At 72.3% G+C, this 21,125-nt stretch carries 24 protein-coding genes and 1 pseudogene; 8 read left to right on the top strand and 17 right to left on the bottom strand.

The features are described from left to right. Positions 1–84: 84 nt before the first annotated feature. The 11 genes from ACFO3Q_RS05165 to ACFO3Q_RS05115 all read right to left on the bottom strand — a co-directional run bounded on the left by ACFO3Q_RS05165 (position 85) and on the right by ACFO3Q_RS05115 (position 9,555). Positions 85–2,406 (bottom strand): DNA internalization-related competence protein ComEC/Rec2, encoded by a 2,322-nt coding sequence (locus tag ACFO3Q_RS05165; RefSeq protein WP_377003566.1) that lies wholly within the window; start codon positions 2,404–2,406, stop codon positions 85–87. 162 nt (positions 2,407–2,568) lie between these two features. Then, the gene (gene lolD / locus ACFO3Q_RS05160; RefSeq protein ID WP_377003565.1) at positions 2,569–3,285 is read right to left on the bottom strand and encodes a lipoprotein-releasing ABC transporter ATP-binding protein LolD; all 717 of its coding nucleotides are present in this window, start codon (positions 3,283–3,285) and stop codon (positions 2,569–2,571) included. A gap of 11 nt (positions 3,286–3,296) precedes the next feature. Beyond that, positions 3,297–4,541, bottom strand: coding sequence for a lipoprotein-releasing ABC transporter permease subunit (locus ACFO3Q_RS05155; protein ID WP_377003564.1), 1,245 nt, complete (start codon positions 4,539–4,541; stop codon positions 3,297–3,299). A 105-nt stretch (positions 4,542–4,646) separates the two neighbouring features. After that, positions 4,647–5,114, bottom strand: coding sequence for a hypothetical protein (locus tag ACFO3Q_RS05150; protein WP_377003563.1), 468 nt, complete (start codon positions 5,112–5,114; stop codon positions 4,647–4,649). Then, complete coding sequence (locus ACFO3Q_RS05145) at positions 5,062–5,316, bottom strand: FAD assembly factor SdhE (RefSeq protein ID WP_377003562.1); 255 nt, start codon at positions 5,314–5,316, stop codon at positions 5,062–5,064. The genes ACFO3Q_RS05150 and ACFO3Q_RS05145 overlap by 53 nt, the downstream gene beginning before the upstream one ends. Then, on the bottom strand, positions 5,313–5,738 hold the full coding sequence (locus ACFO3Q_RS05140) for an MAPEG family protein (protein ID WP_377003561.1): 426 nt from the start codon (positions 5,736–5,738) through the stop codon (positions 5,313–5,315). The genes ACFO3Q_RS05145 and ACFO3Q_RS05140 overlap by 4 nt, the downstream gene beginning before the upstream one ends. Positions 5,739–5,748: 10 nt before the next feature. Continuing rightward, positions 5,749–6,531: a succinate dehydrogenase iron-sulfur subunit gene (locus ACFO3Q_RS05135; RefSeq protein ID WP_377003560.1), complete on the bottom strand. Its 783-nt coding sequence runs from the start codon at positions 6,529–6,531 to the stop codon at positions 5,749–5,751. A gap of 90 nt (positions 6,532–6,621) precedes the next feature. Continuing rightward, positions 6,622–8,415 (bottom strand): succinate dehydrogenase flavoprotein subunit, encoded by a 1,794-nt coding sequence (gene sdhA / locus ACFO3Q_RS05130; RefSeq protein WP_377003559.1) that lies wholly within the window; start codon positions 8,413–8,415, stop codon positions 6,622–6,624. A gap of 100 nt (positions 8,416–8,515) precedes the next feature. Then, a complete protein-coding gene (gene sdhD / locus ACFO3Q_RS05125; RefSeq protein ID WP_377003558.1) occupies positions 8,516–8,917 on the bottom strand; it encodes a succinate dehydrogenase, hydrophobic membrane anchor protein in 402 nt (133 codons plus the stop codon). Then, a complete protein-coding gene (gene sdhC / locus ACFO3Q_RS05120; protein ID WP_377003557.1) occupies positions 8,914–9,306 on the bottom strand; it encodes a succinate dehydrogenase, cytochrome b556 subunit in 393 nt (130 codons plus the stop codon). Before sdhC ends, sdhD begins: the two co-directional genes overlap by 4 nt. Before the next feature lie 78 nt (positions 9,307–9,384). After that, positions 9,385–9,555 (bottom strand): DUF1674 domain-containing protein, encoded by a 171-nt coding sequence (locus tag ACFO3Q_RS05115; protein ID WP_377003556.1) that lies wholly within the window; start codon positions 9,553–9,555, stop codon positions 9,385–9,387. A gap of 46 nt (positions 9,556–9,601) precedes the next feature. On the opposite strand from ACFO3Q_RS05115, the gene ygfZ reads away from it, so the two are divergent. The 3 genes from ygfZ (at position 9,602) to ACFO3Q_RS05100 (ending at position 12,011) form a co-directional block, all read left to right on the top strand. Continuing rightward, on the top strand, positions 9,602–10,459 hold the full coding sequence (ygfZ, locus tag ACFO3Q_RS05110) for a CAF17-like 4Fe-4S cluster assembly/insertion protein YgfZ (protein WP_377003555.1): 858 nt from the start codon (positions 9,602–9,604) through the stop codon (positions 10,457–10,459). 62 nt (positions 10,460–10,521) lie between these two features. Continuing rightward, a complete protein-coding gene (locus ACFO3Q_RS05105) occupies positions 10,522–11,373 on the top strand; it encodes a phosphate/phosphite/phosphonate ABC transporter substrate-binding protein (RefSeq protein WP_377003554.1) in 852 nt (283 codons plus the stop codon). A gap of 146 nt (positions 11,374–11,519) precedes the next feature. After that, positions 11,520–12,011 carry an OmpA family protein gene (locus ACFO3Q_RS05100; RefSeq protein WP_377003553.1) on the top strand — a complete coding sequence of 164 codons (492 nt, stop codon included), beginning with the start codon at positions 11,520–11,522 and terminating at the stop codon, positions 12,009–12,011. Positions 12,012–12,090: 79 nt separating this feature from the next. Here ACFO3Q_RS05100 and ACFO3Q_RS05095 read toward each other — a convergent pair. From ACFO3Q_RS05095 to ACFO3Q_RS05085, 3 genes and pseudogenes are all read right to left on the bottom strand, one after another. Continuing rightward, positions 12,091–12,630 (bottom strand): annotated as a pseudogene (locus tag ACFO3Q_RS05095) (GNAT family N-acetyltransferase). A gap of 6 nt (positions 12,631–12,636) precedes the next feature. Then, positions 12,637–13,800, bottom strand: coding sequence for an acyl-CoA dehydrogenase family protein (locus ACFO3Q_RS05090; RefSeq protein ID WP_377003552.1), 1,164 nt, complete (start codon positions 13,798–13,800; stop codon positions 12,637–12,639). A 127-nt stretch (positions 13,801–13,927) separates the two neighbouring features. After that, positions 13,928–14,491, bottom strand: a complete 564-nt coding sequence (locus ACFO3Q_RS05085; protein ID WP_377003551.1) for a glycine zipper 2TM domain-containing protein — start codon at positions 14,489–14,491, stop codon at positions 13,928–13,930. Between the two features lie 273 nt (positions 14,492–14,764). Here ACFO3Q_RS05085 and ACFO3Q_RS05080 point away from each other — a divergent pair, with 273 nt between their 5' ends. Next, positions 14,765–15,547, top strand: a complete 783-nt coding sequence (locus ACFO3Q_RS05080) for a TatD family hydrolase (RefSeq protein ID WP_377003550.1) — start codon at positions 14,765–14,767, stop codon at positions 15,545–15,547. Here ACFO3Q_RS05080 and ACFO3Q_RS05075 read toward each other — a convergent pair. Next, positions 15,513–16,328, bottom strand: coding sequence for a tRNA threonylcarbamoyladenosine dehydratase (locus ACFO3Q_RS05075; RefSeq protein ID WP_377003549.1), 816 nt, complete (start codon positions 16,326–16,328; stop codon positions 15,513–15,515). The two genes, ACFO3Q_RS05080 and ACFO3Q_RS05075, sit on opposite strands and share 35 nt — an antisense overlap. Positions 16,329–16,384: 56 nt before the next feature. On the opposite strand from ACFO3Q_RS05075, the gene ACFO3Q_RS05070 reads away from it, so the two are divergent. Together ACFO3Q_RS05070 and ACFO3Q_RS05065 are read left to right on the top strand one after the other, a co-directional pair. Further along, positions 16,385–16,786 carry a hypothetical protein gene (locus ACFO3Q_RS05070; protein WP_377003548.1) on the top strand — a complete coding sequence of 134 codons (402 nt, stop codon included), beginning with the start codon at positions 16,385–16,387 and terminating at the stop codon, positions 16,784–16,786. Between the two features lie 103 nt (positions 16,787–16,889). Beyond that, the gene (locus ACFO3Q_RS05065) at positions 16,890–17,360 is read left to right on the top strand and encodes an outer membrane lipoprotein (protein WP_377003547.1); all 471 of its coding nucleotides are present in this window, start codon (positions 16,890–16,892) and stop codon (positions 17,358–17,360) included. 19 nt (positions 17,361–17,379) lie between these two features. Here the strand turns inward: ACFO3Q_RS05065 and ACFO3Q_RS05060 are convergent, their stop codons facing one another. Next, positions 17,380–18,276 (bottom strand): alpha/beta hydrolase family protein, encoded by an 897-nt coding sequence (locus tag ACFO3Q_RS05060; protein WP_377003546.1) that lies wholly within the window; start codon positions 18,274–18,276, stop codon positions 17,380–17,382. An 88-nt stretch (positions 18,277–18,364) separates the two neighbouring features. Between ACFO3Q_RS05060 and ACFO3Q_RS05055 the strand changes: the two genes are divergently transcribed. Next, the gene (locus ACFO3Q_RS05055; RefSeq protein WP_377003545.1) at positions 18,365–18,868 is read left to right on the top strand and encodes a pyridoxamine 5'-phosphate oxidase family protein; all 504 of its coding nucleotides are present in this window, start codon (positions 18,365–18,367) and stop codon (positions 18,866–18,868) included. A gap of 40 nt (positions 18,869–18,908) precedes the next feature. Next, positions 18,909–19,436: an EF-hand domain-containing protein gene (locus tag ACFO3Q_RS05050; RefSeq protein WP_377003544.1), complete on the top strand. Its 528-nt coding sequence runs from the start codon at positions 18,909–18,911 to the stop codon at positions 19,434–19,436. A 140-nt stretch (positions 19,437–19,576) separates the two neighbouring features. Here ACFO3Q_RS05050 and ACFO3Q_RS05045 read toward each other — a convergent pair whose 3' ends face one another. Continuing rightward, positions 19,577–20,986, bottom strand: coding sequence for a sugar porter family MFS transporter (locus ACFO3Q_RS05045; RefSeq protein ID WP_377003543.1), 1,410 nt, complete (start codon positions 20,984–20,986; stop codon positions 19,577–19,579). Positions 20,987–21,125 lie beyond the last annotated feature (139 nt).

Below are 21,125 nucleotides of genomic sequence, written 5' to 3'. Positions count from 1 at the left end.
GGAACGTTTGGGAACGATGGCCGATAGCATAGCCCGGAGGCCTCGCCTCCCCCAGCCGCGGCCGTCGCGGTCGGGCGCGCGCGCCTACCCGCCCGGCTCGTGCCAGAACCGGCGATGGCTGCCGCGACGGCGCTCCACCTCCAGGTCGCCGGACGCCGGCATGCGGACCCGCAGCATGCCGTGCTCGGCCGTGCTGAGCAGGGTCGCGCCGCCGTCGAGATAGCGTGCGACGACCTCCGGCCGCGGCATCCCGAAGGCGTTGCGATGCCCCGCCCCGACCAGGGCAAGCTCGGGCGCCACCGCATCGACGAAGCCCTGGGTCGAGGAGTGCCGGCTTCCGTGGTGCGGGACCACCAGCACGCGCGCCGCCAGTGCGTCCGCCTGCTCGCGGACCAGGCGGCCCTCGACCGGCCGCCCGATGTCGCCCGGCAGCAGTACGACCCCGCCCTTCCCCTCCACGCGCAGGACGCAACTGCTCTCGTTGCCGAGGTAGGGGAAATGCGGCGGCGGATGCAGCATCCGGAAGTCCACGCCGTCCCGCTGCCAGCGCGCCCCGGCGCAGACGTCGGCGCCCTCGATGCCCGCCCCCTCCGGCGCCAGCAGCGTCCCGGGCGGAAACGCGCGCCGCACCGCGCCGAGGCCGCCGGCGTGGTCGCTGTCGGCATGGCTCACCACCAGCGCGTCCAGGCGCCGCACACCGAGCGCGCGCAGCGTCGGCAGCACCGCCGCCTCGCCCATGTCCAGCCCGCCCGGCCACGCCGGCCCCGCGTCCACCAGGAGCGCATGCGTGCGGGTTCGCACCAGCACCGCGAGGCCCTGGCCGACGTCGATCAGGGCCACCTCCACCTCGCCGTCGGCCAGCCGGGGCTGTGCCGGCCACAGCAGGGGCAGCATGAGCAGCGGCGCCAGCCACTTGCCGGGAATCCCCCGCGGCAACAGCAGCCAGAACGTGCCGGCGACCGCCAGCAGCAACGCGGCCACGGCCGGCTCCGGAAACCACAGCAGCGCGCCCGGCGTGGCGGCCACGCCTTCGAGCCAGGACCAGAACAGGTCCATCGCCCCCGCGGCCAGAACCAGCAGGGGCGCGCCCGCCCAGGGCCAGGCCGCGACGAGCGCGGCACCCGCCAGCGAAAGCGGGACCACCACCAGGCTCACGAGGGGGATGCCCACCAGATTCACCAGCGGGCCCGCCACCGAGGCCTGGTTGAAGAACCACACCGTCAGCGGCAGCAGGGCCAGCGTCGCCACCCCCTGGGCGCGCAGCAGATCCCGTGCCCAGCCGTGCGTGCCGCGCTCGCGCGGCAGACACCACATGAGCCATGCGACGCCCGTGAAACTCAGCCAGAAACCGGGCGCGAGCACGGCCAGCGGATCGGCGAGCAGCACGACCAGCAGGGCCAGGGTGATCGAGCGCGCGGGCCCGCTCGCGCGCCGCAGGAGCACCGCGGCCAGGGCGGCCGCGATCATCAGCACCGTGCGCACCGTCGGCAGGCCGAAGCCGGCCAGCGCCGCATAGCCGCAGGCGACGGCGAGCGCGCCCAGGGCGGCCGCCTGCGGCCGCGGCAGGCGCCGCCCCAGCGTCGGCGCCAGCCAGTACAGGACGCGCACCAGCAGCACCCCGAAGCCCGCGACCACGCCGACGTGGAAACCCGAGATGGCGATCAGATGGGTGAGCCCGGTGGCCCGCAGCACCTCCCAGTCCTGCTGGCTCAGCCCCCGGGTGTCGGCCAGCGCCAGCGCACGCACGAAACGTGCGCCCGCGCGCGGTACCGCCTGCTGGATCCGCTCGGAGAGCCGCAGCCGCAGCAGGTCGATGCCGCCTCCGCCCGTGGCCGGCTCCGCGCTCGCGGTGTCGCGGACGTAGCCGGTCGCGGCCAGACGCCGCTCCAGCGCGCGGCGTTCGAAGTCGAAACCGCCGGGATTGAGCCCGCCCCGCGGCCGCTTCAGGCGTACGGTCAGGCGCCAGCGCGCACCGGGCTCGAACGCGGGCGGCTGCCCGTACCAGCCGAGGCGCACCCGCCGCCCCACCAGTTCCTTCCCGGCATCCTCGGCGATGCCGCCATCGGCCAGGACCGCCTCGATGCGGGCATCGAAGCGCGCGCCGTTGGGGGTCCGGTCGGCGAAGCCGACGACCCGGACCTGTACGCGCAGGTCCTGCCCTTCGAGGCCGTGCGGCAGGCGCGCATCGAGCGCCCACTGCCCGTGCAGGAGCGCCCAGCCGAATCCGAACAGGAAGGCGCCTGGCCAGCGCCGCCGCCCGCGCCACCACAGCAGGAGCCCGGCCGCGGCCACGATGCCGAGCGCCCAGCCCGGCGGCAGTACGGTCGCACGCATCGCGACCGCCGTCCCGGCGAGCAATGCGAGCGCGGTGGCCGGCGCGAAGACACCGGCGCGTGCAGTGGTCATGGGGCGTCCTTCCCCGTCTGCGGCTGTTCCTTGCCGCTCCGGGCGGCGTCCGCAGCCTGCGCCATGTCACGCCCGCGCGCGTGCGAAACGACCCGCGCCGCGCCGGGGAAATGCGCGCGACGCGGGGTCGGCGCGAAGCGGCCGCTTCCCTGCGCGTACGCGCTATACCGCCTCGGGCGCGAGCTCGTGCAGGGCGCCGCGGGTGAGTTCCAGGACGCGGTCGAGGCGGCGCGCCAGCCTGCGGTCGTGGGTCACGAGCACCAGCGCCGTCCCGTGCTCGCGGTTGAGCTGGAGCATGAGGTCGAACACCGTCGCCGCGGTGCGCTCGTCCAGGTTGCCGGTGGGCTCGTCGCCGAGCACGCAGGCCGGGCGGTTGACCAGGGCGCGCGCGACCGCCGCACGTTGGCGTTCGCCGCCGGAGAGTTCGCCCGGCTTGTGGTCGAGGCGCGCGCCGAGGCCCACCTCCTCCAGCAGGGCGCGCGCCGCGCCTGCCGCCTCGTCCACCGAGGCGCCGGCGATCAGGCGCGGAAGCATCACGTTCTCCAGCGCGGTGAACTCGGGCAGCAGATGGTGGAACTGGTAGACGAAGCCCAGCGCGCGGTTGCGCAGCGCACCGCGCGCGGCGTCCGAGAGCGCCGACATGCGCTGCCCGGCGACGTAGACCTCGCCCGCGGACGGGGTGTCGAGCCCGCCCAGCAGGTGCAGCAGCGTGCTCTTGCCGGCACCGGAGGCGCCCACGATGGCGACCGTCTCGCCGGGGCGCACCTGCAGGTCCAGGCGGTCGAACACCGGCGTGCGCATCCGGCCCTCGACGTAGATCTTGCCGAGGCCCTCCGCGCGCAGCGCGTCCGGGGCGGTTTCTGTTTCGATGGCGGACATGGGCTCGGGCCTCACTCGTAGCGCAGCGCGCTGGCCGGATCGGTGCGCGAGGCGCGCCAGGCGGGATAGATGGTGGCCAGCAGGCACATGACGAAGGCGATGCCGCCGATGGTGGCCACCTCGCCCCAGTCCAGCACCGTGGGCACCCCGGTGATGTAGTACACGTCGGCGGGCATGACCTCGATGCCGAAGCTGGTCTCGACGAGATGCACGATGCGGCTCAGGTTGCTGGTGAGCAGGACGCCGCCCACGATGCCCAGGGCCACGCCGAACACGCCGATCAGCATGCCCTGCACCATGAAGATGCGCAGCACCGTGCCGGGCGTCATGCCCAGGGTGCGCATGATCGCGATGTCCGGCTGCTTGTCGGTGACCAGCATCACCAGCGACGAGACCAGGTTGAACGCGGCCACGCCGACGATCAGCGAGAGGATGATGAACATCACCGTCTTCTCGAGCCGGAACGCGCGGAACATGTTGGCGTGGTCGCGCGTCCAGTCGCTGACCGAATAGATGCCCGGCAACTGGTCGGCCAGGTCGCGCGCCACCCGCCAGGCGCCGAAGATGTCGTCCAGCTTCAGGCGCACGCCGGTGACGTCGTTGCCCATCCGCGCCAGGCGCTGCGCGCTGTCGAGGCTGATCAGCGCCATGCTGCGGTCGTACTCCTGCATGCCGATCTCGAAGATCCCGACCACCTCGAAGGCGCGCGAGCGCTCGACGAAGCCGACCGGCGTGGCGCTGCCCTGCGGGATCATCACCCGCACGCTGTCGCCCACGTCGACGTTGAGCCACAGGGCCAGCTCACGGCCGAGGACGATGCGGAACGGGGCACCGTCGAGATCCGCGAGCGAGCCGGCGCGCATCTTCTCCCCCACCACCGACACCTCGGGCTCGCGCGCAGGGTCGATGCCGCGGATCATCGCGCCCTCCGCGCGGCGGCCGCTGATCAGGCCGGTCAGGTCGACATAGGGCGCGGCGCCCTGGACGCGCGGGTCGCGGTGCGCGATCTCGATGGCGCGCCCCCAGTCCTGCATGGCGTTCCCGCCGCCGCTGATGGTGGCGTGCGCGACCATGCTCAGCAGGCGGTCGCGGAACTCCTGGGTGAAGCCGCTCATCACCGAGATGGTGGTGATCAGCGCGATCACCCCGACCGCGATGCCCAGCACCGAGACCGCGGAAATGAAGGAGATGAACCCTGTGCGGCGCTTGGCGCGCGTGTAGCGCAGCCCGATGTTGAGCGAGAGCGGTCGGAACATGCGGGGGATGGGCCTCGGAAGCGGCCGCGCAGCATGCCCGCGCGGCGGTGGCCGGCAAGTCTACCCGCTCGCTTCCACGGCAGGCGCAGCCGCGCGCACGCCCGATCAGCCGCCGATCAGCGGCAGCACCGACGGCTCCGGAGGACGCGCCGCCGCCGCGATGCGCAGCGCACGCCGCTGCGCGGCGTCGAGGGTGTCGGGCCACCACACCAGGCGCTCGATGCGCGCGTCGCGTCGCAGCGCGACCACCGCCAGGCGCCCGCGGAAACGCACCTCGACCACCTCGCAGCGCACCTCGACGCCCCGCTCCAGCAGCAGCGCATGTCCTTCGCCCGCCGCCCAGACCAGCAGGCGGCGCGGCCGCCGCGCCTCACGGCGGACCTGCAGGCAGACGCCCGCCGCGACCGCGACGGACAGCGCCGCAGCGGCGGCCGTCGGCACCTGCGCGAACCAGGGCGCCGCCGCGGCAGCCGTGCCGAGCGCGACGAGCAGCCCGGCCAGCAGCCGCGAGGGCCGCCACTCAATCCGTGCGGGCGGCGATGTCGGCGACGAGGCGCGCGAGTGCATCGTCATCGGGGCGCTCCTTGCCCATGAACCAGCGCCACAGCCGGTCGTCCTCGGTCTCGAGCAGGCGCTCGAAGTCCGCGCGGCGCGCCGCGTCGGCGCCCGCCCAGGCCTGGTCCAGCCAGCGTTCGAGCAGGCGGTCGAGCTCGCGCATGCCGCGCCGGCACCGCCAGCGCAGCCGCTTGAGCGTGAGGTCGGAAGTCTCGGTCATCGGTAGAAGCGTAGCGCGAGAACGGCCCACAAGGCCCACAGCGTCCATGCTCCGGCCTGGTAGGCGAGGAAGCGCGGGACGACGCGGTTGACGGTGCAGTGGATCGCGCTGTGCAGCACGCGGGTGGCGACGAACAGCCAGGCGAGGACGAGCACCGTGCGGTCGCCCTGCCCCGCCAGCGCAGCCAGCCCGAGCGCCGCGTAGAACAGCACCGGCAGCTCGAGCAGGTTGCGGAAGTTGTCGGAGGCGCGGGTGTCGGCGAGGTGGGCCGCCGCCCCGGCGGACGAGGCCACCGCCTGCGGCGGAATCCGCAGGCGGCGCATGGCCGACAGCCGCACGGCGTAGAGGCGCAGCCAGACCAGGAAGGTCAGGCCGGCCATCACGAAGACGGGAGCGGCCAGGGCCGCGATGCCCTCGGACATCGCGGCCGGGTCAGACCCGGCGCTGCAGCATGAGCTTCTTGATCTCGGAGATCGCCTTGGCCGGATTCAGGCCCTTCGGGCAGGTCCGCGCGCAGTTCATGATGGTGTGGCAGCGGTAGAGCTTGAAGGGATCCTCCAGCTCGTCCAGGCGCTGGCCGGTGTCCTCGTCGCGCGAGTCGGCGATCCAGCGATAGGCCTGCAGCAGGATCGCCGGGCCGAGGTAGCGCTCGCCGTTCCACCAGTAGCTCGGGCAGGACGTGCTGCAGCAGGCGCACAGGATGCACTCGTACAGGCCGTCCAGCTTGGCGCGGTCCTCCTTCGACTGCAGGCGCTCGCCGCTGGCTGGCGTCGCGCTCTGTGTGCGCAGCCAGGGCTTGATCGAGGCGTACTGCGCGAAGAAGTGGGTCAGGTCCGGCACCAGGTCCTTGATCACTTCCATGTGCGGAAGCGGGTAGATCGGCACTTCGGACTTGCTGCAGTCCTCGATCGCACGGGTGCAGGCCAGCGTGTTCACGCCGTCGATGTTCATCGCGCAGGAGCCGCAGATGCCCTCGCGGCAGGACCTGCGGAACGCGAGCGTCGGGTCGATCTCGTTCTTGATCTTGAGCAGCGCGTCCAGAACCATCGGCCCGCAGGCCGCGGTGTCGACCTCGTAGGTGTCCACGCGCGGGTTCTGGCCGTCCTCCGGATTCCACCGGTAGACCTTGAAGACGCGCGGCTTCTTCGCGCCCGGCGAGGCGAAGTGCTTGCCCTTGCCGATGCGGGAATTCTTGGGAAGGCTGAACTCTGCCATGGCTGTTCTCGTTGGCTCAGGCCGACCGCTGGGCGGTCGAGGCGCGCGTCGCGCGCAGGGTCGTGAGGAGGGTGCGGGCCTGCATCCGGATCAGTAGACGCGGGCCTTCGGCGGCACCGGATCGACCTCGCCGGTGAGCGTGGTCATGTGCACCGGACGGTAGTCGATGCGGGTGTTGCCCTTGGCGTCGATCGCGCAGATGGTGTGCTTGTGCCAGTTGACGTCGTCGCGGTCCTTGAAGTCCTCGCGCGCGTGCGCGCCGCGCGACTCCTTGCGGTTCTCCGCCGAGACCATGGTGACCACCGCCTGGGACAGCAGGTTCTGCAGCTCCAGGGTCTCGATCAGGTCCGTGTTGAAGACCAGCGAGCGGTCGGTGACGCCGACGTCCTCGAACGAGGCGTGCGCCTCGCGGATGCGCTTGACGCCCTGCTCCAGGGTCTCCTGGGTGCGGAACACCGCGGCGTCCTCCTGCATGATCTTCTGCATGTTGGCGCGGATCTGCGCCGTCGGCAGCGACCCCTTGGCGTAGCGCAGGCGGTCGAGGTTCGCCAGGGCCGCGTCGCAGGCGTCGGCGGGCAGGCTCCTGTGCGGCTGGCCGCTCTTGATCGTCTCGGCGCAGCGGTTGGCGACCGCACGGCCGAACACCACGAGGTCCAGCAGGGAGTTCGAGCCGAGGCGGTTGGCGCCGTGGACCGAGACGCACGCGGCCTCGCCGATGGCATAGAGCCCCGGCACCACCGCGTCGGGGTCGCCGTTGCGCAGCTGCACCACCTCGCCGTGGTAGTTGGTCGGAATGCCGCCCATGTTGTAGTGCACGGTCGGGATGACCGGGATCGGCTCCTTCTCCACGTCGACGCCGGCGAAGATGCGGGCGGATTCCGCGATGCCCGGCAGCTTCTCGTGGATGTCCTTCGGATCGAGGTGGGTCAGGTCGAGGTGGATGTGGTCGCCGTGCTCGCCGACGCCGCGGCCCTCGCGGATCTCGATGGTCATGGAGCGCGAGACGACGTCGCGCGAGGCGAGGTCCTTGGCGTTGGGCGCGTAGCGCTCCATGAAGCGCTCGCCCTTGCTGTTGCGCAGGATGCCGCCCTCGCCCCGCACGCCCTCGGTGATGAGGCAGCCCGCGCCGTAGATGCCGGTCGGGTGGAACTGCACGAACTCCATGTCCTGCATCGCCAGGCCCGCGCGCAGCGCCATGCCGCCGCCGTCGCCGGTGCAGGTGTGGGCCGAGGTCGCCGAGAAGTAGGCGCGACCGTAGCCGCCGGTCGCAAGCACGGTGCCGTGGGCGCGGAACAGGTGCAGCGTGCCCTGGGTCATGTCGAGCGCGAGCACGCCGCGGCAGGCGCCCTCGTCGTCCATGATCAGGTCGAGCGCGAAGTACTCGACGAAGAACTTGGCGTCGTGCGCGAGGGACTGCTGGTAGAGCGTGTGCAGGATCGCGTGGCCGGTGCGGTCGGCCGCGGCGCAGGTGCGCTGCGCGGTGCCCTTGCCGTAGTGCGTGGTCATGCCGCCGAACGGACGCTGGTAGATCTTGCCGTCCTCGGTGCGCGAGAAGGGCACGCCCTGGTGCTCGAGCTCGATGATCGCCGGGATCGCCTCGCGGCACATGTACTCGATGGCGTCCTGGTCGCCCAGCCAGTCCGAGCCCTTGATGGTGTCGTAGAAATGGAAGCGCCAGTCGTCCTCGCCCATGTTGCCGAGCGCGGCCGAGATGCCGCCCTGCGCCGCCACCGTGTGCGAGCGGGTCGGGAACACCTTGGTGATGCACGCGGTCTTCAGGCCCTTCTGGGCCAGGCCGAACGTGGCGCGCAGTCCTGCGCCGCCGGCACCGACCACCAGCATGTCGTACTTGTGTTCGGTGATGGGATAAGCGGTCTTGGTCATGGTGAGGCCTTGGGGCCCGCGGGGCGGGCGCGGCGCCCGGCGGTCGCGCGGGCGCGGGTGGAAACGGAATCCGCGGCGGGCGCGAGGCGCGCCCCGGGAATCATGCGGTGAACACCATCCGGCCGATCGCCAGCACGCAGGCGAGCGTGGCCAGGACGCACAGGAAGTTGATCAGCAACTGGGCGACGAGCTCCAGCCAGCGCGTGTGCACGTAGTCCTCGACGACCACCTGGAGACCGAGCTTGGTGTGCCAGAACAGCGCGACCACGAAGGCCAGCATCAGGGTGCCGTGCAGCGGCTGGCCCAGGGTCGCCCGGGCGGTGGCCTCGTCGGCGCCGGCGAGGCTCACCAGCAGCCAGACGAACCACGGGGTCAGCAGGGTCAGCGCCACGGAGGTCACGCGCTGGATCCACCAGTGGCCCACGCCCTCCTTCGCCGAACCCAGGCCGCGCGCGCGGCCGAGCGGATCGCGCAGGGTGCGCGCTTCGGGATTGATGTTCATGCCAGGCCTCCCGTCATCCACACCGCGATCCAGATGCCGGCGGTGGTCGCCACCGTCAGCGCCCAGGTGATCCAGCCGGTCGCGTAGACCTGCGGGATGTCCATCCAGATGCCGGCGTCCCACGCGAGGTGGCGCAGGCCGTTGAAGAGGTGGTAGGTCAGGCAGAGCGTGAAGCCGAACAGCGCCACGAGCCCGACGATGGAGCCGGAGAAGGCGGCCAGCGGCGCGTACGGGACGAAGCCGGCGGCGGCGAGCAGCCACCACACCACCCAGGCCGCGCCGACGACGAGGGCGATGCCCGTGGCGCGGTTGAGGATGGACATGACCATCGTGATCTGCCAGCGGTAGATCTGCAGATGCGGGGAAAGTGGACGCTGGATATTCGCCATGGGCGGTCTGGCTATGGCTCGGAGAAAGGGAGAGGCGGAAGCGATGGTGCTGCGGAACAAGCGACGGGGCCGTGTCGGTCAGAAGTCGACGCAGCGGCCGTTCTTCTCCCAGTCGCCGTAGCGCGTGGGATCCGGGCCGCCCCGACCGCCGATCTCGACCGGCGCCGCCTTCTCGCGCTCGGTTCCGCCGACGTCGTCGCCCTGGTTCTCCGGCGCGTCGCCTGCGGGGTTTGGCGTTTCGCTTATCATTCGCAACAAGATGAACAGAACCTTTGAATGTTAGTTCGCGCTGGTCATGCCTTTCAACCCGAATGAGGCCGTCCCGGCCGCTGGCGCCCTGCCCTTCGACGTCCTGACGATCGCCGGCGCCGACGCGGTCCCCTTCGCGCAGGCGCAGTTCACCAGCGACGTCGCGGCGCTGCGCGACGGCCACTGGCACTGGAGCGCCTGGCTCACGCCCAAGGGCCGCGTGATCGCTCTGTTCGCGCTGCTGCGCATCGACGCCACGACGATCCGCCTGCTGCTCCCCGACCATCCGGCCGGGGCGCTGCGCGAGCGCCTGCAGCGCTTCGTGTTCCGCAGCAAGGTCCGGCTCGAGGTCGGCACCGACCTTGTCGTCGAGGGCCGCGTCGGCGGCGATTTCCCGACCGCCGACGGGCGCAGCGCGATCGCCGCGGCGGACGACGGCGACTGGCTCGACCTCGGCGGCGACGGATTCGCGCGCGGGCTGCGCATCGGGGCCGGCGCCCGCACCGGAGCGGACCCGGCCTTCGTCGCGGCCTGGCAGCGTGCGGACATCGCCCACGGGCTGCCGCGCCTGGGGCCGGACCAGTCCGAGAGCTGGACGCCGCAGATGCTCGGCCTGGACCGCCTGCAGGCGGTGAGCCTCAGGAAGGGCTGCTATCCCGGCCAGGAGATCGTGTCGCGCACGCACTACCTGGGCCAGGCCAAGCGTGGCCCCGTGCGGCTGCAGGTCGAGGACGGCGTGCCCGGAGCCGAGGTGCTGGCGGAGGACGCGGCCGTGGGCCAGCTCGTGAGCGTGGCCGGCGACGAGGCGCTGGCGGTGGTCGCGCTGGACCACGCCGCGGCGGCCCTGCGGTGCGGTGGCCGCCCCTGCGCCGCCCTGCCCTTCCTGCCCGGCCTGGCGCGCTGACACCGGCCGGGAGGCGGCGCTACCATCCCGGACGCCCGTCGAGGGCGCTTCGGGGAGCCGCCATGGAATCGCCGTACGCGCACCGCTTCGCCTCGCTCCTGCTGCTGGGCCTGCTGGCATCCGCCGGCGCCCGGGCGGAGACCTACACGATCGCCGTCGAGCCCAGCTATCCCGAGGAACAGGCCGCCGAGGTCTACCGGCCTCTCCTCGACTACCTCGATCGCACCACCGGCCATCGCTTCAGCCTCCGGACCTGGCCCAACTACCACGTCTACTGGCGCGACCTGCGCGCGGGCGACGCGGCCGATTTCGCCTTCGAGGAGGCGCACCTGGCCGACTACCGCATCCAGCACCACGGCTTCGTCCCCCTGGTCCGTGCGGCCGGCCCCGGCGGCTATTCGCTGGTGGCCGCGCCGGGACGCAGCGGCGGTCTGCAGGGCCTGCACGGCGCGCGCGTGGTCGGCATGCCCTCGCCCAGCCTGGGCTACGTGCTGCTGAGCGGCCTCTACCGCAACCCGGTCGCGCAGCCGGACATCCAGTCGCTGGCGACCACGTGGCGCGAGGGGATCGAAATGGTGTTCGCCGGCGAGGCGGAGGCGGCCATGGTCCCCACCCGGGTCGCGCAGGAGTATCCCAACCTCGTCGTGATCCATCGCAGCCGCGACCATCCGGGCGCGGCCTTCTCCGCCGCGCCCGGGGTTCCGGAATCGGTGCGGGTCGCGGTGTCGGACGCCCTGCTGGTCCTGCAGGACGACGCCGCCGACCACGCCGCGCTGGCGGAGCTGGGCATCGTCGGGTTCGATCCCGCCGCCGCGGCCGACTACAGCGGGGCAGCGGCACTGCTTTCGGGCGTGTTCGGCTACCGGCCGCCACCCGCCGCCGCGCCGCCGCGGTCGGCCGGGGCGGCCCGCTGACGCAGGACTGCGACGCCTGCCGATGTCGCCTCCGGTTCCGGCTGCTACTCTCCGCTGCCACGGGAAGACGCGCCCGCCGCGCGCCCGGAGGACGCGGCGTCGCCCTCGTCTCTCGTGGCGCCAGAATCCACATCAACGGAGTCCGCATGGATAAGTCACTCGGCATGTTGAGCGCACTCGGCCTGCTGCTGCTCGCCGGCTGCGCGACGCAGCGCAGGGAACTTCCACCCGAACCCGCCCCGCCGCCCCCGCAGGCACAGGTCAGCAGCGTCCGCCTCTCCGCCGACGCGCTGTTTCCGTTCGGACGCGCCGACATCTCCAATGCGGGCCACGGCGAGGGCTCGCTCGGGCAGCTCGCGGAGCGCCTCAGCGGCGCGCAGCGCATCGAGTCGGTCCAGGTGATCGGCTACACCGACCGCATCGGCTCGGACAGCTACAACCAGGAACTGTCGCGCCAGCGCGCCGAGGCCGTGCGCGCCTTCCTGGTCGAGCGCGGCGTTCCCCCGAACGTGATCCGGGCCGAGGGCCGCGGCAAGGCCGACCCGATCGCCGACTGCCCCGACCTGCGCGGTGCGCCCCTGGTGGACTGCCTGGCGCCCAACCGCCGCGTCGAGATCAACATCGTCGCGGTCGAGTAGGCCCGGTCGCCAGCAGCCCGGAACAGGAACGGCGCCCAACGGCGCCGTTCCCGCATCCGCGGCGTCGACGCGCTGCCGGTCAGCGCCGCGCCTTCCAGGCCTCGCGCGACTGCCCCCAGATCTCGCAGTCGATCTCGTGCGGCGGAGGCAGCCGCCCGTTGCGCAGCCACGCGGAGCCCAGCCTCCGCGCCACGCCCTTGGACGGGTGGTTGTCGGGCGCGATGGTGTGGATGACCTCGGTCCAGCCGAGGACGTCGAAGCACCAGTCGATGGCGGCGGTGGCCGCCTCCGTGGCGTAGCCCTTGCCGCCTGCGGCGCCGACGATGCTCCAGCCCACTTCCGTCCCCGGCCAGCCTTCCGGGCACTAGGGGCCGACGCGGCCGACCCACGTCCCGGTTGCCTTCTCGATCACCGAGAACATGGCGAAGCCCTGCAACTGCCACGCACCAGCCATGGCGATGAGGGCGCGCCAGGCTTCCGGCCGCGACTTGGCGCCGCCGAGGTGGGTCATGCGCTCCGGATCGGCCATGAAGGCCGCCCAGGACTCGAAGTCCTCGAGCGCGGTGGGGCGCAGGATCAGGCGCGGGGTTTCGAGCGTGGGACCGGGAGCGATGCGCATGGCGGGCTAGAACGCGTTGATGCCGGTGACCTCGCGCCCGATCACCAGCTGGTGCACCGTCTCGGTGCCTTCGTAGGTGATGACGGATTCGAGGTTGAGGCCGTGGCGGATGGCGGCGTGCTCGGTGGTGATCCCGGCGCCGCCGAGGAGGTCGCGGCAGTCGCGCGCGATGTCGATGGCCATGCGGCAGTTGTTCCACTTCGCCAGCGAGACCTGGGCAGGCTGCATGGCCCCCGCGTCCTTGAGCCGTCCGAGCCGCAGCGACAGCAGCTGCGCCAGGGTGATGCGGCGCGCCATCTCCGCCAGGCGGATCTGCGCGGCCTGGGTCGCAGCCAGCGGCCGCCCGAACAGCATGCGTTCGCCGGCATAGGCCAGCGCTTCGCGGTAGCAGGCGATGGCGGCGCCGATCGGGCCCCAGGTGATGCCGTAGCGGGCCTGCGTCAGGCAGCCGAGCGGCCCCTTGAGGCCCTGCGCGCCGGGCAGCCGCGCGGCCTCGGGCACGCGCACGCCATCGAGGAACAGGGCGGAGGTGACCGAGGCGCGCAGGCTCATCTTGCGGTGGATCTCCTGCGCGCCGAAGCCGGGCGTGTCGGTGGGCACGACGAAGCCCTGCACGCCTTCCTCGGTCTGCGCCCAGACGATGGCGACGTGCGCGAGGTTGCCGTTGGTGATCCACATCTTGGCGCCGTCGATCACCCAGTCGCCGCCGTCGCGGCGCGCGCGGGTCTTCATGCTGGCCGGATCGGAGCCGCCGTGCGCCTCCGTGAGGCCGAAACAGCCGATGACCTCGCCCTTCGCCATGCGCGGCAACCACGCGCGACGCTGCTCTTCGCTGCCGTAGGCGAAGATCGGATACATGCAGAGCGAACTCTGGACCGAGACGAAGCTGCGCAGGCCGGAATCGCCCCGCTCCAGCTCCTGGCAGATCAGCCCGTAGGCGACGCTGTTGAGCCCGGCGCCGCCGTACTCCTCGGGAAGCGTCGCCCCCAGCAGGCCCAGCCCTGCGATCTCGGGGACGAGCTCGTGCGGGAAGCGCGCCTGGTCGAAGCAGTCGCCGATGATCGGCAGCACGCGCTCGTCGGTGAAACGGGCGACGCTCTCCTGGACCGCCCGCTCCTCCTCGCTCAGCTCGGAACGGATGTCGTAGAGGTCGGCGGGATCGAGGGCCATGCAGGCTCCGTGCGGCGGCGGGGTCGCCGGATTCTAGTGGCGCGCCGCAGCGGCTGGCACGGCGGCATGCACAAAAAAAGGAAGGCCGGTCGATCGACCGGCCTTCCTGCGCGCATCCGGCGGCGGCTTACTGCCGACTGACGGTCGACGCGCCCTCCGCGTGGGTGACGACGACGCCGTCGACCACCGGCAGCGCGGCGCCGGGATCGCGGTCCATGCGCACGGTGCGCAGGTCGCCGTCCCAGCGGTAGGTGACGTCGTAGCCCACCAGCTGCTCGCGGGTCGAGGTGTCGGTCACCGTGCGGCAGGAGGTCTGCACCGTCTGGGTGACGTTGTTCTGCTGCATGTTCTCCTGGACCTTGCGGCCCGCGAAGGCGCCGCCCACCGCGCCGGCGGCCGTGGCGATCTTGCGCCCGCTGCCGCCGCCGATCTGGTTGCCGACGAGGCCGCCGACCACCGCTCCGGCGACCGTGCCGCCCACGCGGTTCGGGTCGCGCACCGGCTGGCGCTGCGAGACCACACGGTCCTCGCAGACCTCGCGCGGGGTCTCGATGACCTCGGTCTCGTGCACGGGCTCGACCCGTACCACCTCGGCGAACTGCGGGCCGCGGTCGCCGAACTGGTAGGCGGCCACGGCGGCGCCGCCGAGCAGCAGTGCCGCGACGCCTCCGATCAGAATCTTGTTGTCCATGGTCCTGCTCCTCGTGTGTGGGTGGTCACGGCCCGGATTCGAGCACCGCGAAACTGAACAGGCACCCGCCCGGGCTGTCCGGGGGTGAGCGGATGATGAACGTGAAGCCCGCGTGAGACCAGGAACCCGTCCGGCAGAACGCCCACCGGACGGCACTGCCGCGGCGCCGTCCGCACGGGCACCCGCCGGGATGGGATCATCCACGGCGCGCGCGACGACGGCCGTCCGCCGCTCCCGCAGCGCGTTCCCGCGACCGGCCCGCGAGCCTCCGCCATGCCTCCCGACCTGATCGACACCCACAGCCACCTCGACGTGGACGCCTTCGACGCCGATCGCGACGCGGTCCTCGCCGCCGCCCGGGCCGCCGGGGTCCGCCGCCACGTGGTCTGCGCCACCCACGCCGCCGCGTGGCCGCGCCTGCGCGCGGTCTGCGACCGGCATCCCGGGCTGTATCCGGCCTACGGCCTGCACCCCATGTACCTCGAGCACCACCGGCCGGAGCACCTGGACGCGCTGGCCGACCGGCTGGCGCGCGAGCGCCCCGTCGCCCTCGGCGAATGCGGGCTCGACCATTACGTCGAGACGCTCGACCGCGACGCGCAACTGCGCTGCTTCGACGCGCAGCTCGAACTGGCGCGGGCGAACGACCTGCCCGTCGTCGTCCACGCGCGCCGCGCGGTGGAAAGCGTCATCCAGCGCATCCGACGCATCGGCGGCCTGCGCGGCGTGGTCCACAGCTATGCAGGAAGCCCCGAGCAGGCCCGACAGCTGTTCGACCTGGGCTTCCTGATCGGCATCGGCGGCCCCGTCACCTATCCCCGCGCGCAACGCCTGCGCAGGCTGGTGGCGGACATGCCGCTGGACTTCCTGCTGCTGGAGACCGACGCGCCCGATCAGCCGGACGCGGACTGGCGTGGCCGTCGCAACGTGCCGGCGCGACTGGAGACCGTCCTGCACTGCGTCGCCGCGCTCCGCCGGGAAGCCCCCGAGGCGGTCGCGGCGGCCACGACGGCGAACGCAGTCAGGCTGTTCGCGCTTCCGCCGGCGCCGGCCTGAGCAGCAGGGCGAGGGTGCGCGCGACGGCCGCGAAGGCAAAGGCGCCGGTGACGTGGGTCGCCGCGCCCAGTCCGCCGCCGCAGTCGAGGCCGAGCGCGCTGTCGGGCGCGTTCGTCGGCCGCACGCCGCAGACGCTGCCGTCCGGCTGCGGGTAGCGCACGTTCTCGAGCGAATAGATGGCGGTCGCGCCGAAGAAGCGGTCGGGGTTGCGCGGGAAGCCGTGCGCCGCCCGCAGGCGCTTGCGCACCAGCGCCAGCATGGCGTCGTGTTCGGTCCGGCTGAGATCGCGGGCGCGCACCAGGGTCGGGTCGGTGCGTCCGCCGGCGGAACCGACCACCACCAGCGGCTGCTTGCGGCGGCGGCACCACGCGACGGTCGCGACCTTGACCCGCAGGCTGTCGCAGGCGTCGATGACCACGCCGAACCCCGGCCCCAGCAGGGCGTCGAGGCTCTCGACGGTCAGGAAGCGCTGCACCGCCTCGACCCGGATGGCCGGGTTGATCGCGCGGCAGCGCTCGGCCAGCACCTCGGCCTTGCCGCGCCCGTACTGTCCGTCCAGGGCATGCAGCTGCCGGTTGGTGTTGGACAGGCACACGTCGTCGGCGTCGATCAGGGTGAGCGCGCCGACGCCGCTGCGCGCCAGCGCCTCCACCGCCCACGATCCCACGCCGCCCAGGCCGACGATGCAGACCGAGGCCCCGGCCAGACGTTCGACGCTGCCGCGGCCGTACAGGCGGTCGATGCCGGCGAAGCGCTCGGCGCGAAGCTGTGCTGCATCCATCCGGACATTGTAGCCGTGCTAGGGTTCCGCCCCGCCGCCTTTCACGGAGCTCCGTCATGCGTCATCTGTTCCTCATCCTGCTCGGCCTGTTCATCGGCATCTTCGGCACGGTGATGGCGATCAGCGCATGGCAGTCGGGCGCCGGCCCCAACGTGCAGCGCGGCGCGATGGCCGTGCTCGCGCACCATTCGGCGGCGCTGCGCGCGGATCTCGAGGCGGGCCGCTGCGCCGCGGCCACGGTCCTGCCGCACATCGAAGCCATGCAGGCGGTCGCCGCGCACCTCGAACCCATGTTCCTGCCCACCGGCGACGACGCCTCCTTCGAACGCGAGAGCCGCGCCTTCCGCGACGTGCTTGCCGCGGCCCGGGGCATCGGCTCCGACGACTGCAGCGCCGTGCGTCCCGTGGTCGGCGACGTCAATGCGCAATGCCGCAGTTGTCACCAGATCTTCCGGTGAGTGAACGGTCGGGAACGCGGCTTCATCCTGCTCGCGCGCCGTTCATGAATGTGGAACTAGCTTTCGGCATCACCGGGGAGACCCCCATATCCAGGAGCCCACCATGAAGATCCGAATGCTGTTGACCGCCTCCGCCCTCTCCCTCGGTCTGGCCGCCTGCGCGACCGGGGGCGGCAGCTACGGCGGTGGCTACCAGGGCGGCTACGGCGCGCCGCAGCAGGCCTGCTACGACTGCGGCCAGGTCGAGCGCATCGAAGTGGTCTACGGCGCGCGCGACAACAGCCGCACCGGCGCGGTGCTCGGCGGCGTGATCGGCGCCGTGGCCGGCAACCAGATCGCCAAGAACACCACCGACAGCTCCGGCCGCCGCAACACCGCGACCGTCGCCGGCGCCGTGGGTGGCGCTGTCGCGGGCAACGCGATCGAGAACAAGATGAACGAGCAGACCTACGACATCTACGTCCGGATGGACGACGGTCGCCGCATCGTGATCAACCAGAACGGCCTGCCGAACGGCCTGCGCGAGGGCGCCTACGTCCGCGTCGCCGGCAACCGCATCACGGTCCTGCGCTGAGCCAGCGCGCGGTGGGCGATCACGGCCGGCGCATGCCGGCCGTTTTCGTATCCGCTGCCGGGCCCGACCGGAGCGCCCGCTGCCACGCCAGCATCCGCGCCGCAACGGCCTCCGGCTGCCGCATCCATGCGAAATGGTCGGCCCGCGTGCCGAGCGCGGCCGCATCGAGCGTCTCGACCTGCGTCGCCGCCCGCGGCGCCCGGCCGAGCAGGTTGTCCAGCGAGGCACGCGGCGCGAACGCATCCTCGGCCAGCAGCAGCCCGAGGACCGGCAGTTCGAGCCCGCCCATGGCCGCGTCGAAGTCGAAGTCCAGCCCCTGCGCGCGATAGCGGCGCTCTCGCCCGCTGCGCGCCCAGTCCCGCATGATCCCGCGCGCCTCGTTGCCGGCGAAGCGGAACCTGCGACCGGGAAAGTGCCCGCGCACCGCGGCGATCAACGGAATCAGGCGCAGGGCGAACGGCATGCCCAGGCCGGCGGCACCGGCGAAGCCGCTCGGTTCCGGCGTGCCGCTGCCGACTAGGGCGATCCCGTCCACGGCACCGGGACGCCGGGCGGCGTACAGCATCGAGAACTGCCCGCCGAGGCTGTGCCCGCCGATCAGCACCGGCAGGCCGGCGAACGCGCGGCGAAGCGCCGCCATCGCCGGGGGCAGGTCGTCCTCGAGCAGCGCGCGATAGCCCCAGTCGCAACCGCGGTGCGCGCGCAGGCTGCTGCTGCCGATGCCGCGCCACTCGTGCAGGGCGACGGCGATGCCGCCGGCGGCGAGCGCCTGCGCGAGCGGGTCGTAGTTGCGCGCGGCGACGCCCATCGCGGGCAGCCACAGCAGCGCGGCGCGGGGCGCCTCCGGGCGATGCAGTCGCTGGCGCCAGCGGTGGCCGTCGGCCGCGGCGAGCGGCTGTTCGTGGAGTGCTGACATCCGCCGGATTCTGCCACGCAGGCCGTTTCACGATGGATTGATAGCCTCGGTGGGAAGGTTTCCGACCGCATGCCATGAGGACGAGCGGATGAAGAACGAGGCCGAGGACACCCGCGAGTTCGGCACGCTGAGCGAACTGATCGAGGGCATCGAGGTCGCGATGCTCACCACACGTGCACGCGACGGCGGCCTGGTGAGCCGCCCTCTGCAGACGCTGGAGATGGACGCCCAGGGCGACCTGTACTTCTTCACCGCCGCGGACAGCGGCAAGGTCGAAGAACTGCTGGCGCACCCGGAGGTGAACGTCGCCTACGCCGATCCGTCCAGGCAGCGCTACGTCTCGGTACGCGGTCGCGCCAGCATCGAGCGCGACCGCGCACGCATCGACGCGCTGTGGACGCCTGCCGCCAAGGCCTTCTTCCCGGAGGGACGCGACGACCCGGATCTCGCGGTGCTGCGCGTCCGCGTCGAGAGCGCGGAGTACTGGGATTCGCCAAGCACGTTCGTCGGCCGCGCGATCGGTTTCGCGCGCGCCCTGGCGGGCGAAGGTCCGAAGGCCCTGGGCGACCATGGCCACGTCGGGCCGCGCTGAGCCACACTGCACTGCAATCACGACGAGAAGAGGAGGTCCGATGATGCGTTCGAACCTGATCGCGATCCTGGTCGCCGGTGCGCTGGCCGCGCCGGCCTTCGGCCAGGGCGTCCCGCCACGCCAGCCCGAGGTCGCCCTGCCCCCGCCGCCCCCCCTGCCGCCGCCACCGGGCCAGCCGGGGCAGCAACCGCCGCCGCCACCGGCGCCGCCGGCCGCACCGCGTCCCCCTGCCCAGCCCCAGGGTCCGCAGCCCGGCCCGGCCGTGACCGCGCCCGCGCAGGAGCGCCCGGGCGTCGGCGTCTCCGGCCCCGGTCCGCAGTACGGCGAGCGCGTCGTGCAGCGCACGGGCCCGGCCGGCCAGCAGATCACCATCCGCAGCGGCCAGCCCGGCATTCCGAACGCGGCCGATTACCGCATCGACTTCGATGCGCTCGACCGCACCGGGCGCGGCTACATCACCCGCAACGACGTACCGTCGGGACACCCGCTGCAGAGCGAGTTCCACGTCGTCGACCGCAACCGCGACGGTCGTCTGACGCGCGAGGAACTCTCCGGCTGGCTGCGCTGACCGGTCTCAGGGGCGGCCTTCGGCCGCCGCGTGCATGAAACGGAAACGGCGGCCGATGGCCGCCGTTCCTGTTCGTCCCGCCGTCGAAGGGAAGGACAGGTCGCGCCGCCGCGACGCAGCGGCGCGAGCCGGGGCTGTCTTCAGCCCTGCATCTCCTCGAGCTCGCGCCCGCGGGTCTCGTGCACGTAGCGCAGGACGAACACGATCGAGATCGCGGCCGCCAGCGTGTACAGGCCGTACGCACCGGCCAGGCCCACGCCCGCGAGGAGCATCGGGAAGGTCCAGGTGATCATGAAGTTCGCGCCCCACTGGAACAGGCCCGCGACGGCGAGGCCCGAGCCGCGGATCTGGTTGGGGAACATCTCGCCGAGCATCACCCACATCACCGGACCCCACGAGAAGTTGAAGAAGATCACGTAGACGTTGGCGGCGATGAGGGCCAGCACGCCCATGCCGCCGGATAGCACCAGTCGCCCGCCCTCCCCCAGCGCGCCGGTGGCGAAGGCGACGGTCATCGCGGCGAGGCTGACCGCCATGCCGACCGAGCCGATCCACAGCAGGGGCTTGCGGCCGACGCGGTCGATCAGCACCAGCGCCACCGCGCAGGCGCCGATGCTGAGCGCACCGGAGATGACGTTGATCAGCAGCGCATCGCTCTCGGAGAAGCCGACCGCCTGCCACAGCACTGCGCCGTAATAGAAGACGACGTTGATGCCGACCAGCTGCTGGAAGACCGCAAGCCCGATGCCCACCCACACGATCGGCCGGATCCGCCCGGTGGCCTTGGAGATCAGGTCGGCGAACCGCGGCCGATGGTCGGCGGCAAGCGAAGCGTTGATCTCGGCCAGCTTGCGCGCGCCCTGCTCCGCGCCGTAGAGCCGCGCGAGCACGCCCTCGGCCTTCGCGATGCGCCGGCGCGCCACGAGGAAACGCGGGCTCTCGGGAATCATCAGCAGGGCCAGCAGGAACACCGACGCCGGCAGGATCTCCACCCAGAACATCCAGCGCCACGCCTCGAAGCCCAGCCACGAGGGCGACACCGACGAGCCGGCGACCTTGGCCAGCAGGTAGTTGCTGAGGAAGGCGGCGAACAGGCCACAGATGATGGCGATCTGCTGCAGGGTCGCCAGGCGCCCGCGGTAGCGCGCCGAGGCGACCTCGCTGATGTAGGCCGGCGACATCACGCTGGCGGCGCCGACCGCGAGACCGCCGACGATGCGGTAGATCACGAACTCGAGCGAGCCGCCTGCGACGCCTGAGCCCCATGCCGAGACCAGGAACAGGATCGCGGCGACGATCAGCAGCGTGCGGCGGCCCCAGACGTCCGCGAGGCGCCCCGCGAAGAACGCGCCCACGGCACAACCCAGCAGCATCGACGCGACGTTGAAGCCGGTGCCCACCGAGTCCGAATCGAAGGCCCGCTGCAGGCCGTCGACGGTGCCGTTGATCACGCCACTGTCGAAGCCGAACAGGAAGCCGCCGATCGTGGCCACGATGCTGACCAGCACGATCAGGCGCGTGTTCTCGCCCGTGTTTCGGGTTGTCGCCATGTTTCCTCCCCTTTCGCTTTTCGTTTCTTGTCGTCGCCGGCGCCCGGCGACGGATCATGAGCCAACGGTCCGGCCCGCGCGCGTGCCGGGGCTCGCGACGGGCCGGGAAATCGCTGCACCGCAGCATGCCCTGGCGCTC

This window comes from Coralloluteibacterium thermophilum, from assembly GCF_042654365.1.
GTDB classification, from domain to species: Bacteria; Pseudomonadota; Gammaproteobacteria; order Xanthomonadales; family Xanthomonadaceae; genus Coralloluteibacterium; species Coralloluteibacterium thermophilum.
The sequence above is the reverse complement of the archived record's forward strand: the minus strand, read 5'-3'. Positions and strand labels throughout refer to the sequence as shown.